Below are 14,366 nucleotides of genomic sequence, written 5' to 3'. Positions count from 1 at the left end.
CTGATCCGGCATGAGCACTGGTCACGGCCAAGTCGCCGCCGCCTGGGCAGCCGCCCACAAACTGCGCGCCAGCCACCACCGCGGCGATGCCGACCGTGACGCTGCCGGCCTAGACGCCTGGACGCTGTATCACCTCGACTGCGGGATGCCCTGAACTGCAGCGGCTCACGCGCACCCTGACCCCTGGGGCAAAGAGTTCCCGGGCTACTTCTGCACCGGCCACCAAACACGCGAGGCTTCGCGTCACCAGTCGGCTTGGGCGTAGCCGAGTTCGATGAGCAGCTCGCCGGCTTCCTGTTTGAAGGCGGCCTTGTCCTGCTCAGTCATATCGTGTCGCCAGCGGCCCAGCGAGTCATGATTTAGCGGTTTGTTTACTTGCGCGGTGCTCGGTTCCACCGGTTCGCCACTGCGGTCTTTGCTGTGATGGGCCAGCACCGCCTCATCCCACTGCTCACCAAGAAACGCCAACACCGTGCGCATAGTGGTCTCGGTGTGGTTCACCAAATCTTCGTAGCGCACTTCCAGGACACGCCCGGCCAGGCTGGGATGCCTGGCCAGGCTGCGGGCCTGCAGCACGGTGTCACGCCAATAGCGGGCCGCGGCGGCCATGTTTTGCACATAGTCGAGTTTGCGTCCGGTCGCCGAGTCGCTCCACTCCATCGTCAACAGTGAACAGGCCACATCACGCCCATCACGCAGCACGTGGATGAACCGGGCTTCGGGAAAGATCTCCCCGAGCGTAAGCATGTAGCGCGTGTTTTGCGGGGTTTTCTCCGCCCAGCGTGGTTTACCTTGGGCGCGAAGAAAATTCGCCACCAGATCCTCAACGAAGAGGCGGCAACTTCGCTGCACATCGGCTACGGTGTTGCCGTAGCTGTGCATCACCTCCCGGTTGCGGCCGACCAGAAATTTGTAATGCTCGGCAACAACGGGCAGCACCTTCAACTCCGGGCCGCAACAGATCCGCGGATGACAATCCAGCATTACCCGCAACAGCGTGGTGCCCGACCGCTGCGTGCCGCCGATGAAGATCGGGGCATTGGCCTGCAGGTTTTTGCGGGCAAGTTCGTAGTTGGACTGCACCTGAGCCCTGAATTCCGCTGGCAGATTGGGGTTGGCCAAAAGCTTGCGGCACGCCTCGAATCCTTCATCGAATTTGCCCAGCAGCAACGCGCAGTTGGCGAACTCGATCAGCAACATGTGGTCATAAGCCACGTATTCGACACACAAATCGTTTTTCGGATACGGAAGCGACAGGGCGTGCTTGGCCAGCAGATACCCCGCCAAATAATTGTTTTCCCGCCGATACAGCCTCGCCAGCTGCAGCAGCGGTTCGGCCCGTGTTGGGCGAAGCGCATGCGCGCGATACAGCGTGCGCCGGGCCGCGTCCACGTCTTCCAGCTTCGATTCGACGACGCCGAGGTTGTACCAGGCTAGGTAGGTTTCCTCCGCATCGGCACTGGCCATGGCGGCCCGTGCGGCGAAACTCTTTTTCGCCCGCTCTAGCTCACCGGCCGCCGCGTAGCTTATCCCCAGATAAAACGCGTATCGACTGTTATCCGGGTCGTCTTTGAGAGCTTTCTCCAACGTTTCCGCGTCTCGCAGGTATTTCACCCGCTGCGAGTCTTGGGAACGACCCGAGACATTGTCGGCATGGGAATTGCACACATTGACAATACCTGTGAGGATCGCCGAGGTCGTCGCATCCGGGCAGGTGATGAACTCATGGATAACCCCCTGCCACCTCCAGCGCAGATGATTATTGATCAACCCGTTACGCTTCACATCTGCTGCCCCCACTTGGCGTACCGGGATGTAATAGCGATCTTTCTCCAACGGGGGAAATCCGAAACCCTCAGCGTATCGCAGCACCTCATCGGCATCGATCAGCAGCAGATAATCACCCTTGCCCCGGGCCAGCTCAAGAGCTTCGTTGCGGTTATGCGCGAAATCGACCCACGGCCTGTCATGGAGCTCACCGGGGATACCGGCCAGGGTGTCCCGGATGATTTGTTTCGTGTTGTCCGACGACCCGGTGTCCACAATCACCCAGTAATCGATAAGAGGTTTCACCGAGGATAAACAATCCCCGATAACCCGGCTCTCGTCTTTGACAATCATATTCAAGCAGACCGTCTTTTTATGACCCGCGAGCGCGTTCAACGCACCACACTCCCTGACTTGTTGAATTGACGGCGGACACCGTGAGGATCTCGGGTCTCGCCGCGTCCGATGGCGCCGGATAGCACTGGCTCGCATTGCTCCTTGCCGTCTTATCAGCTGGCTCAGTGATAGCGTGCCACCGCCGTCCGACACCCGTCTGGTGTGGCCCGACAGGGGCATGCAAGCAGATTGACTTTAAGTCAGGGTGCCGACCGCGCATGTCGCATTGTCGGCGTCGCCTGAAAATTGACCCCTTTTCGGCGGGGTGGATTCTCGCCATGCCCGCAACAGTTGATGGTCGGGTGAGGTTATGCCAACGGTCTGTTGCGGCAATACTTCCCGAAAGGTACAACCCTGAACACCTACACCGCCGAGCACCTGCGGACAGTCGAACTCGAGATCAACACTCGCCCAGACAGGCGCTCGGAGATGGAAGCCCCGCACAACTTTTCACCTCTTTGCTGGGACTGGCTGGTCTGGAAAGCCCAACCGGATCTGGATGTGAGATGTCACCGGTTCGACTACCATCGCGTCACCATCAACCCCACCGGGAAGACATCATGAGCCGGGTAATTTCCGGCCGCACCTCTGCGGTTAACTCAGAAACACCTCAATGATTTACGGTGATGCCGGCCCAACCGGGCCGATCACCGACACAGTGTTACTCAAGGAGTTAGTCACGTAAGCATCGCCGGCTCCGGTGACACCCTCGGGAGCGACCGCCACCCCAAGGGGCTGACTGCCCACGTCGATGGTGGCGATCACGGTGTCGGTGCTGGGATTGATCACCGACACCGAATCACTGCTGGTGTTGGCGACATAGACATCACCGGTGATCGGGTTCACTGCCACACCTTCCGGTGCGCTTCCCACGGCGATGGTGGCGATCACGGTGTCGGTGCTGGGATTGATCACCGACACCGTGTGACTGGCGGTGTTGGCGACGTAGACATCACCGGCTCCGGTGACACCCTCGGGAGCGACCGCCACGCCAAAGGGATAACTGCCCACGGCGACGGAGGCAACGACGGTGTCGGTGCTGGGATCGACCACCAACACCTTGCTGGCGAGATCGTCGGTGACGTAGACGTCCCCGGCGTTGGTGACCCCGTCGGGGGCGACCGCCACCCCGACCGACTCGCTACCGACATGGACCGTTACGTCGATAGTGCCGACCACGGTATCGGTGCTGGGATTGATCACCGACAGGGTGCCAGAATCGTCGAGGACATAAACATCACCGGCACCTGGCACCCCCTGGGGGGCGACCACCACATTGGCCGGGCCGCCGACCACATCGATGGTGGCCACCACAGTGTCGTTGGCGGGGTTGATCACCCACACGCTATTACTCCCCGAGTTGGTGACGTAGACATCCCCGGCTCCGGTGACCCCGTCGGGGGCGACCGCTACCCCGGTCGGCTCGGTACCGACGTCGATAGTGGCAGTAACGGTGGTCGTGCTGGGGTCGATCACCGAGACATCACCAGAGCCGAAATTGGCCACATAGACATCACCGGCGCCGGTGACGCCGCCGGGGGCGACCGTCACCCAATACGGATATTTGCCTACGGTTAGAGCGGCGCTCGTACCCCCACCGGCTCCGCCGGTCCCGCCGGCCCCGCCGGTGCCGCCGGTGCTGCCGACGGGGCCGGCGCCCGGGCTGCCTTTCTCGCCTGGGCTGCCGGCAGCGACAGTGCTGGAGCCGCCGTCGCCGCCGTTGCCGCCGGCGCCGCCGTTACCGCCGTCACCGGCCGTCCCCGCCATCCCGGAGGCTGCCCGATCGGCCCCGGCCCCGTTAAGACCCCCCTCACCGGCCGCGCCGCCCGCCCCGCCGGCACCCCCATTGCCCCCGGTTCCGCCCGTGCCGCCGTTACCGCCGGCCAGGCCAGCGGTTGTCTGCGAATACCCGGCCCCCCCGTTCCCGCCGGTACCCCCGACACCGCCGGCACCGCCATCCCCGCCGTTACCACCGATCCCGCCGGCCCCGGGGGAACCGAAGATGCCGCCGGCACCACCATCGCCGCCGGCACCACCGGCCCCACCGACACCACCGGCGCCACCATCACCGGCGCCACCACCGGCGCCGCCGTTACCCGCAGCAACCGTGTCACTGCCGGCAGCCCCGACCCCGCCGGCACCACCGGTGCCACCGACTCCACCGGCACCGCCATCACCACCGGCCCCACCGGCGCCGCCGGCGCCGCCATCACCAACAAGGAACCCCGCAGCTCCGCCGGTGCCACCGGCCCCACCGGCGCCACCGGTGCCACCGACCCCGCCGTCACCGCCGGTCCCACCGGCGCCGCCCGCACCATCATTGGTGCCCGACACACCGGCCGCGCCCTCCGTGCCGGTTGTGCCGGTGGTGCCGGTCGCCCCGGCCGCTCCGGCCCCACCGGCGCCACCGGCGCCGCCGTTACCGAACAACACCGCCGAACCACCCGCACCACCGGTCCCGCCGGCCTCACCCGCGGTGACAGCGTCCCCACCAGCACCCCCCTCACCACCATTGCCCAGCAGCAACCCACCGGTGCCCCCCGCACCACCAGCACCCCCAGCAATCCCGGCGCCGCCGGCGCCCCCATCACCGATCAGCCCGGCCGACCCCCCAATCCCGCCGGCACCCCCATCAACCCCGGCCACCCCCGTGGCCCCGGTGCCGCCGTTACCGATCAAAAACCCGCCATCACTCAGATTGCCGAACAACCCCGAGCTACCCAACAGCGAATCATTAGTCCCGGTGAAATCATTGATCCCGTTACCAATCAAATCCCGGCCAAACAACAACACAAACGGGGTGTTGATCACCTCATCAACAGGCCCCCCGATCGGGCTGGTGATCCAATCCTGAGCCACCCCGTTCACCACACTGTTGAGGTCTTGCACCACCCCCACCAGCGCCGCATCCAACCCCCCCAGTACATCGGCCGGCATCGACGTGGCCGACCCCACATCAGCCAGCCCCCCGACACCCAGCGCCGCCAACACCGACTCCACAATCGGATCCACCAGCACATCCACCACATCAGCGCGCCCCACCGCCACCCCCCCCACCGGAGCCATCACCCCAGCCCACAACACCCCCACCGTCGCACCCACCCCTGCCGCCCCACAACACCGCTGCACCCCACACGACCGCCGATTACGCTTACCGGCCCGCCGAGCCATACCCACTCCTCACCGACAACAGGCTGAGTAAACCCACACCGATTCTTAACGGATGTTAAGGCTAAAAAAGTTGATCACCCCGATATGGGTCACAACCCCAGAATCGTTATCAACTCGTGATCAATAACTCAACTCGTCACGCGTTATCGTCCAACCCCGTTAACACCACCCCGCCCAATGTCCACCATCTCGACACACCCCTTATCGGGCCTTTCTTCACAAATCTGGGAGTGGGAGCTCGGGCGGCACGCCGCGGGTTTTGTCATGAGCTGATGGTGGGCCTGAGGCTCGCGCGATCCGTGAGCACAGCCAAGTTCACCCGGATTGTGGAGGAGCCCCGCTCGAAAGCGGAGGTCACTGGGCGATGAGCGCCTCGCGCGGTGTGCCAGCGCCGCATCGAATATCGCAGTCTCGTTGTAGGGAAGGCTGATTCACCACACCGCTGGGCCGCCGGCCGCACACCGGTCACACGCCTGTCTCTATTCGTCCAAGCGGGCGAACTCGTTTCGCTGGTATTGCTCGAGACACGCCGACCTTTTGACTTTGCCGCTGGTGGTGATGGGAATTGAACCTGGCTGTACCAGAACCAGATCCGCAACGCTCAGACCGTGTGAGGTAGAGATCGCCGAGGTGATCTCCCGCTTGACGACACCGAACTTGTGCTTCGCCTCCTCTTCGGAATCGCCTCGCTTCTTGACTTCGACGACGACGACGAGCTGCTCGATCCCCTCACGAGCAACAGCTATCGCCGCGCACCGGCCTCCCGTTATCTCGTGGATCGTCGCCTCGATATCGTCTGGTGAGTGGTTGCGCCCGTAGACGATCAAGAGATCCTTGATACGCCCGACAATGAACAGCTGACCACCGGAGATGAAGCCCAAGTCCCCGGTTCGCAGCCACGGCCCGGCGGGGGTGCCGGGCGACGGATCGACAAGCGTCGCGCCGAACGTGTGCTCAGTCTCGTGCGGTTTCTGCCAATAGCCAAGGGCGACGTTTTCGCCGTGTACCCAAATCTCGCCGGTCGTTCCCTCCGGACGCTCGGTCCGGGTTTCGGGATCGACGATCCGCACGACGGGTGATTGGCGAAGGTTATAAACGATGAGCGATGTCCCGCTTCCGCTTGCACACCGTCTCGCGTGGCCGGCGGAAAGTTTGTCGGACTCGAAATCAACGATTTCCGGCGGGTGATCGGCTGTACTGCTCGCGACATACACGGTGGCTTCCGCAAGTCCATATGATGGCCGCAGCACCGCCGCGCTAAGATTGAACCGTGCAAACCGCTCAGCAAATCGTTTAAGAGTCGCCGGATTCACCCGCTCAGCACCGCTAAGAATGGTGCGTACGCCACCGAGATCGTGCCCCGACATATCGTCATCTGATGTTTTTCGCACCGCCAGCTCGAAAGCAAAGTTCGGTGCTGCTGAAAATGCCTGCGAATTGGTTGCGAGCAATTGCATCCACCGGGCCGGCCGCTGCAAGAACGCAGCCGGGCTCGTGAGGACACCGCTAAACCCGCCTAAAATCGGCGAACACACGCCCAGAACCAAACCCATGTCGTGATGGAACGGCAACCACGACACAATAGTGAGATCCACCGGCGGAATGCCCCTGGTTTTCGGAAAATAGCCGAGCATCAGCTGCTCAAAATTGACCTGCAGGTTCGTATGCGAAATCATCACTCCGGCTGGTTGCCGAGTGGATCCCGACGTGTATTGCAAATATGCAATCGATTCTTGATTATCTTCCCAGCTGTCGAATTGTACCGGAGCGTCGAGATCCAGCAAATCAACTTCGATGACTGATGGGGCGGATTCCCGAGGCTGTGGCGTCACATGCCGGGCGACCTCGGTGACGACAGAAGATGTTGTCAGAACCGCAGCCGGGGCCGCATCGCGCAGAACCGAATCGACACGCTCGTCGATGACGCCGCCGAGTGGGGCCGAAAGCGGAACCGCGATCAGTCCGGCTTGTAATGCGCCCAGAAAAGCAACGATGTAGTCCAAGCTTTGTGGCACTAATATCGCGGCGCGGTCCCCGGGCGATGCATACCGTCGGAGTTCGCGTGCGACGTTCAGCGCTCGCCGATACAACTGCGGCCACGTCAGGCTTTCGGCGACGCCAGCCCAGTCCTGCTCGTAGTCAATAAACGTGAACGCGGTGTCATCCGGCTGCAGACTGGCGCGCTCCCGCAGTAGAGCCGGAAGGGACGTCTCAACCACGCGACGAGGTTACCGCGCACGGCCGCCGCAGTTACCCCCTTCATAAAGAGAACTTAAGTACAGGCCTGCCCAGCATCACGGCTAGATCACTTAGACACGCCGCTACTTAACGTGTGTATAATCCCGCCCACCCGGCTTTTAAGCACGTCAGCAGGGTAAGTGGTGCCATGTTCGGGAGCGAAGCAGCGGACGTGGCGACTTAATCATTGCTGTGAGGAGGCTGAATGATTTCGCTCGGGGCGATGGATGATCAGGTGCACCGATCAGCTTCGGCCGACTCTTCGTCGACGTCGCGCGCCACAGCAGCCACTCCGGTCGCTGTCATCGGGATGGCCTGCCGGCTGCCCGGAGGCATTGACTCCCCGGAGAAGTTGTGGGACGCGTTACTGCGGGGTGATGACCTGGTCACCGAGATTCCGCGTGACCGCTGGGACGCGGACGAGTACTACGACCCCGAACCAGGCGTGCCAGGTCGGTCCGTGTCGAAATGGGGCGCGTTTCTCGACGATGTTGCCGGCTTCGACTTCGAGTTTTTCGGGATCAATGAGCGCGAAGCGGTCGCGCTCGATCCGCAGCACCGGCTACTGCTGGAAACCTCGTGGGAAGCCATGGAGCACGCCGGTCTCACCCCGCAGACACTGACCGACTCACTCACCGGCGTGTTCATGGGGTTGACTCATTTCGACTACCAGCTGGTGGCCGCCGACTCCCCAGCCATGGAGGGGCCGTATGGGTTCACCGGCAACACTTTTAGCCTGGCGTCGGGGCGGATCGCCTACACTCTGGGACTTCACGGACCTGCGCTGACGGTGGATACCGCATGTTCGTCGGGCCTGTTGACCGTGCATCTGGCATGCCGCAGTCTGCAGGAGGGTGAGAGCGACCTGGCGCTCGCCGGGGGCGCCTTCGTGATGCTGGAACCACGGAAGTTCCTGGCCGGCACGGCGCAGGGTCATCTGTCTCCGACGGGGCGCTGTCATGCGTTCGATGTCGCGGCCGACGGGTATGTCTGTGGCGAGGCATGCGTGGTGGTGCTGCTCAAGCGCTTGTCCGATGCACTGAACGATGGCGACCGGATTCTGGCTGTGGTGCGTGGCACGGCCGCCAATCAGGACGGTCACACCGTGAATATCTCGACACCGTCAGAGCCCGCGCAGGTCGCGGTGTATCAAGCCGCATTGGCTGCGGCCGGTGTCGATCCGCGCACAATCAGCATGATCGAGGCGCATGGTCCCGGCACCCCGGTGGGTGACCCCATCGAGTACAGCAGCCTGGCCAAGGTCTACGGCGTCGAGAGTCCCTGCGCGCTGGCGTCGGTGAAAACCAACTTCGGGCACACCCAGTCGGCTTCCGGAGCTCTGGGCCTTATGAAGGCGATCCTGGCACTGCAGCATGGTGTGGTGCCGCGGAATCTGCACTTCACCCGTCTGCCCGACAAGCTCGCGCACATTGACACCAAACTTTTTGTTCCACAGAAAAACACCGATTGGCCCGACACCAGCCGACATCCACGCCGGGCGGCGGTGTCGTCGTATGGGGTGTCGGGAACCAACGTCCATGCCATCGTGGAGCAAGCCCCTGAAGCTGATGCGCCCCAAGATATCTCGACTGAAGCGGCGATGACGGCGCCGCTGCTGTTTCCACTGTCATCCACCTCGGCCAACGAACTGCGCCGAACCGCCGGACGACTGGCCGACTGGGTACACGCACACCAGGACGTCACGTTACCCGACCTCGCCTACACCCTGGCGCGCCGACGCGCCCACCGCCCGGTTCGCACCGCCGTCATCGCCGGCAGCCGAGCGGAACTCGCCGAGGCGTTGCGCGCGGTCGCTGACGGCGATACGCCATACCCGGAGGCGGTCGGACACGATGATCGGGGAGCAGTGTGGGTGTTCTCCGGGCAGGGTTCGCAGTGGGCTCAGATGGGTGCCGAGTTGCTCGCCACCGAACCGGTGTTTGCCGCGACTGTTGCACAAGCAGAGCCGCTGATCGCTCAGGAGTCGGGGTTCTCCGTGACCGAGGCGATGACCTCGCCGGAAATCGTGAGCGGTATTGAGCGGATCCAGCCGACCATCTTCACCATGCAGGTCGCCCTGGCCGCCACCCTGAAGGCCTACGGAGTACGCCCCGGTGCGGTGATCGGGCACTCCCTGGGTGAGGCAGCGGCGGCTGTCGTCGCAGGTGCGTTGTCGCTGGAAGACGGGTTGCGTGTTATCTGCCGCCGCTCGCGGCTGATGTCGCGTATCGCCGGCGCCGGCGCCATGGCCTCGGTGGAATTGCCTGCCAAGCAAGTTCTTTCGGAGTTGACGTTGCGCGGCGTCAAGGACGTGGTGGTGGCAGTGGTGGCTTCGCCGCAGTCCACTGTGATCGGAGGCGCCACCCAGACGGTCCGCGAGCTGGTTGCAGCGTGGGAACAGCGCAATGTGATGGCCCGCGAGATCGCCGTCGACGTCGCCTCGCACTCGCCTCAAGTCGATCCGATCCTTGCTGAGCTGACCGATGTTCTCGCCGAACTCCACCCGACGACACCGGACATTCCCTTCTACTCGGCGACCTTGTTCGATCCGCGAGAGACCCCGGTGTGCGACAACAGGTATTGGGTGGACAATCTGCGCCGGACGGTGCGGTTCGCCGCCGCGGTCCGGGCGGCTTTGGAGGACGGCTACCGGGTCTTTGCCGAATTGGCACCGCACCCGCTGCTCACCCACGCGATTGAGCAGACCGCGCGCAGTGTGGACATGTCGCTGGCTGCTCTCGCCGCCATGCGCCGTGAGCAAGAGCTAGGTCATGGGCTACGTGGCTTGGTGGGGGAGCTGCACAGCGCGGGCGCCGCGGTCGACTTCTCCGTGCTCTACCCGAACGGTCGCCTGGTCGACGCACCGCTGCCGACTTGGGAGCACCGTCGGCTGTGGTTGGACAGCGACGGCCAAGACACCCCAACTCGTAAGGTGTGCAGCATTTCCGTACACCCGCTATTGGGCCAACATGTGCACTTGCAGGAGGAGCCCGAGCGCCACGTGTGGCAGGCCGAGGTCGGCACCGCTGCCCAGCCATGGCTCGCTGAGCACCGGATCCGCAATGTGGCGGTGTTTCCGGGGGCGGCTTACTGCGAGATGGCGCTGGCGGCGGCGCGTGCCGTGCTGGGCGAGGCTTCTGAGGTCCGCGACATCCGCTTCGAGCAGGCGCTGCTGCTGAACGAGCAGACCACGATCGGTACCTCGGCGGCGGTGTCACCTTCAGGCGGGGTCGATTTCACCGTGGAGACCAGTCAGGGCGGCGAACGGGCACGGCACGCGACCGCCGTCCTGCAGGTCACCGGCGATGAGCGTCCGCCCGTGCGCGATATCTCTGCGTTAGTAGCCGCGCATCCTTGTCGTGAAGACGGTGCCGAGGTACGCAAGGCTCTCGACCACAACGGTGTTCAGTATGGTCCGGCGTTTACCGGGCTGATCGCTGTGCGTACCGGCAGCGGGGAAAGCAACACCGTGCTGGCCGATGTCGCGCTGCCCGGCCAAATCCGCTCGCAACGGACTGCCTACGGTGTGCATCCCGCCCTGCTCGACGCCTGCTTTCAGTCCGTCGCAGCGCATCCCGACGTCCGGGACTTGGGCGACGGTGTGCTGGGTTTGGTGCTGGGTATCCGCCGCCTGCGTGCGTACGGCTCTGCCCGTAACGCGCACTTCTGCTACACAAGGGTGACGAAAGCCGATACCTCGGGGGTCGAGGCCGACCTCGATGTGCTCGACGAGCACGGGACCGTCCTGCTTTCCGTTGAAGGGCTGCAATTAGGCAGCCAATCATCCGTTGCTGGCCACAAAGATCGAATACTCGGCGAGCGGCTGTTGACCATCGAATGGCGGCAACGAGAATTGCCCGAAGTCGACTACGCCGACGCCGGAGCCTGGCTCCTGATCAGCACCACGAACGCCGACCAGGTGACTGCGTTATTGACCGATGCCCTGAAAAACCATGACGCGCAGTGCACCACCATGTGCTGGCCCCAGCACGCCGACCACATCCTGAACGCGGAGCAACTGAAGGGCCATGTACAGGCCGGGGGATTCAACGGTGTGGTCATCCTCGCGGGGCGAAAAAACGGCGACGGAGAGGAGCAGCCCGCCCTGTGCGGTCGTGAATATGTACAGCACCTGGTGCGCATCACCGGCGAATTAGTGGAAATCCCCGGCGAGTTGCCTCGCCTGTTCGTCGTGACCCGCAACGCCCAGACGGTGCTGACCGGCGACCAACCCAATCTGGAGCAGGCTGGGCTGCGGGGATTGATGCGGGTGATCGGCGCCGAGCATCCACACTTACACGCCACGCAGATCGATATGGACGAGGACACCGACGTCGAACAACTGGCGTGCCAACTGCTCGCCGATTCCGACGAAGACGAAACCGCCTGGCGGAACGGCGTCTGGTACACCGCACGGTTGTGCCCGGCTCCACTGCGTCCGGAAGAGCGGCACACCGCTGTGGTCAACCATGAGCGCGACGGGATGCGGCTGCAGATCCGCACCCCCGGTGACCTGGAAACCATGGAACTTGTTGCATGCGAACGGGTTCAGCCGGGGCCGGGACAGATCGAGGTCGCGGTCAGTGCCTCTAGTATCAACTTTGCTGACGTATTGCTGGCGATGGGGCGATTCCCCAGTTTCGAGGGTCACCTGCCGCAACTCGGGATGGATTTCGCCGGAGTGGTCACTGCGGTCGGACCAGACGTCACGGACCACAAGGTGGGCGACCATGTCGGCGGGTTGTCCGCCAACGGCTGTTGGGGCACCTACATCACGTGTGAGGCCAACCTTGCCGTCACTTTGCCGGCCGGGCTGACCGACGAGCAGGCCGCGGCGGTGACGACCGCCTACGCTACCGCCTGGTACGGATTGCACGAGTTGGCGAAGATCGCACCGGGGGAGAAGGTCTTGATCCACTCTGCCACCGGCGGAGTGGGGCAGGCGGCGATCGCGATTGCCCGCGCCGCAGGAGCGGAGATCTTCGCTACTGCAGGCAGCGAGAAACGTCGGAAATCGTTGCGCGACATGGGTATTCGATATGTTTACGACTCGCGCAGTCTTGAGTTTGCCGACGGGATACGCCGCGACACTCACGGGCACGGAGTCGACATTGTGCTGAACTCGGTGACCGGCATTGCCCAGCGCGCGAGTCTGGAACTACTGTCCTTCGGTGGTCGGTTCGTCGAGATCGGCAAACGCGACATCTACGGCGACACCCGCCTGGGACTCTTCCCCTTCCGGCGCAACATCACGTTCTACGCCCTCGACCTGGCGCTGATGTCCCGGAGCCATCCCCAGCGGATCCAAAATCTTCTGCGCACCGTGTACGGGTTGGTCGCCGACGGCACACTGCCAGTGCCCGAGAGCACGCACTACCCGCTGGCCGACGCCGCCAACGCGATTCGGTTGATGAGCGGCGCCCAGCACACGGGCAAACTCGTGCTCGACGTGCCGCGGACCGGCCGCAGCTGCGTCGTGGTGCCACCGTCACAGGCCAGGGTCTTCCGCCGCGACGGGGCGTACCTCATCACCGGGGGGCTGGGAGGCTTGGGGCTGTTTTTGGCTGAGAAGATGGCTTCTGCCGGTTCGGGCGCCGGCTGCGGGCGTATCGTACTGTGCTCGCGTTCGCAGCCAACACCTGAAGCGCTGCAGACCGTCGAGCGGATCCGGGCGGCCGGCACCGAGGTCGTGGTGGAGTGCGGCGACATCGCCGAGCCTGCAACGGCCGCCCGGTTGGTGGCCGCAGCGACCGCCACTGGACTTCCGCTGCGTGGTGTGCTGCACGCCGCGGCGGTGGTCGACGACGCCACGCTGACCAATATCACCCCCGAGCTCATCGAGCGCGACTGGGCGCCTAAGGTGGACGGCGCGTGGAACTTGCACCATGCTCTCCAAGAAGCTTGCGCCGAGCGGTCATTGGACTGGTTCTGCTCGTTCTCCTCGGCGGCTGCGCTGGTAGGCTCGCCCGGGCAGGGCGCCTATGCCGCGGCCAACAGCTGGCTGGATGCCTTCACCCGGTGGCGCCGGGCCCAGGGCCTGCCTGCCACAGCGATCGCGTGGGGTGCGTGGGCTCAGATCGGGCGCGCCACCGCTGTGGCGGAAGGCGCCGGCGTGGCTATCGCTCCCGACGAGGGCGCTTACGCGTTCGAAACGCTTCTGCGCCATGACCGCGCCTACACCGGCTATGCGCCGAGCAGGGGCACGCCGTGGTTGACCGCCTTCGCTCAACGCAGCCCATTCGCCGAAGCCTTTCGCTCGAACGGGCAAAACGCAACGAGTACAAGCAAACTGCGCGCCGAGCTCGATGAGCTGCCCGCGGACGAGCGGCCCGTCCGGCTGCGGCGTGTGATCTCAGAGCACGTCAGCCTGATCTTGCGCCGCAGTATTGATCCTGACCGCCCGCTTTCCGAATACGGCGTCGACTCGCTGGGTGCTCTCGAACTGCGTACCCGTATCGAGGCCGAAACGGGAATACGTATCGCCCCAGCGATATCGCCGTCGCCACCATCCGAAGTTTGGCGGAGCTGCTGTGCGACAAGCTGGCGCCTGCGGCAGCAGCCTGAGCCGAGATGCCGGTTTGGCACGGTACCGTGCGGGTCGTGCTGCGGGCCCGGTGCTGGGTTAGTTGAGAAGAAGCTCGTGATGAGCGATGTGAGAACGGCGCGGTTGACAGGTCAGCGGGAATGACGAATGGGGTAGCCATTGATGCGTCGGAACCCGATGGCCGGCATCGGAACCGAGCCGGGCGGATTGCCCTGACACGGGCCAGGAGCGTATGGGCGATTTCGACTGA

The 14,366-nt window shown here is 63.9% G+C and carries 5 protein-coding genes and 1 pseudogene; 3 read left to right on the top strand and 3 right to left on the bottom strand.

Features of this window, described 5'->3' with window-relative positions:
* Nucleotides 1-10 precede the first annotated feature (10 nt).
* Entirely contained in the window at nt 11-154 is a 144-nt protein-coding gene (locus G6N08_RS04785; protein ID WP_163754886.1) for a hypothetical protein, read from the top strand.
* Nucleotides 155-243: 89 nt separating this feature from the next.
* On the opposite strand, the gene G6N08_RS04780 is transcribed toward G6N08_RS04785, so the two are convergent.
* A complete protein-coding gene (locus tag G6N08_RS04780) occupies nt 244-2,121 on the bottom strand; it encodes a sulfotransferase (RefSeq protein ID WP_246216697.1) in 1,878 nt (625 codons plus the stop codon).
* 366 nt (nt 2,122-2,487) lie between these two features.
* Here G6N08_RS04780 and G6N08_RS21420 point away from each other — a divergent pair, with 366 nt between their 5' ends.
* Nucleotides 2,488-2,727, top strand: coding sequence for a hypothetical protein (locus G6N08_RS21420; RefSeq protein ID WP_246216606.1), 240 nt, complete (start codon nt 2,488-2,490; stop codon nt 2,725-2,727).
* A 54-nt stretch (nt 2,728-2,781) separates the two neighbouring features.
* On the opposite strand, the gene G6N08_RS21035 is transcribed toward G6N08_RS21420, so the two are convergent.
* Nucleotides 2,782-5,265 carry a YVTN family beta-propeller repeat protein gene (locus G6N08_RS21035; RefSeq protein WP_163754882.1) on the bottom strand — a complete coding sequence of 828 codons (2,484 nt, stop codon included), beginning with the start codon at nt 5,263-5,265 and terminating at the stop codon, nt 2,782-2,784.
* Between the two features lie 548 nt (nt 5,266-5,813).
* On the bottom strand, nt 5,814-7,553 hold the full coding sequence (locus tag G6N08_RS04765; RefSeq protein WP_163754880.1) for an AMP-binding protein: 1,740 nt from the start codon (nt 7,551-7,553) through the stop codon (nt 5,814-5,816).
* A gap of 242 nt (nt 7,554-7,795) precedes the next feature.
* Here G6N08_RS04765 and pks2 point away from each other — a divergent pair.
* Nucleotides 7,796-14,136: pseudogene (gene pks2 / locus G6N08_RS04760) on the top strand (sulfolipid-1 biosynthesis phthioceranic/hydroxyphthioceranic acid synthase).
* Nucleotides 14,137-14,366: the final 230 nt, after the last annotated feature.

Source organism: Mycobacterium botniense, from assembly GCF_010723305.1.
Taxonomy (GTDB): Bacteria; Actinomycetota; Actinomycetes; order Mycobacteriales; family Mycobacteriaceae; genus Mycobacterium; species Mycobacterium botniense.
This window is presented reverse-complemented; position numbering and strand designations above follow the sequence as displayed.

What these genes read in the sequence shown, in the direction of transcription:
- G6N08_RS04785 (WP_163754886.1), top strand. Translation starts at nt 11, where the DNA reads ATGAGCACTGGTCACGGCCAAGTCGCCGCCGCCTGGGCAGCCGCCCAC.
- G6N08_RS04780 (WP_246216697.1), bottom strand. Translation starts at nt 2,121, where the DNA reads ATGATTGTCAAAGACGAGAGCCGGGTTATCGGGGATTGTTTATCCTCG.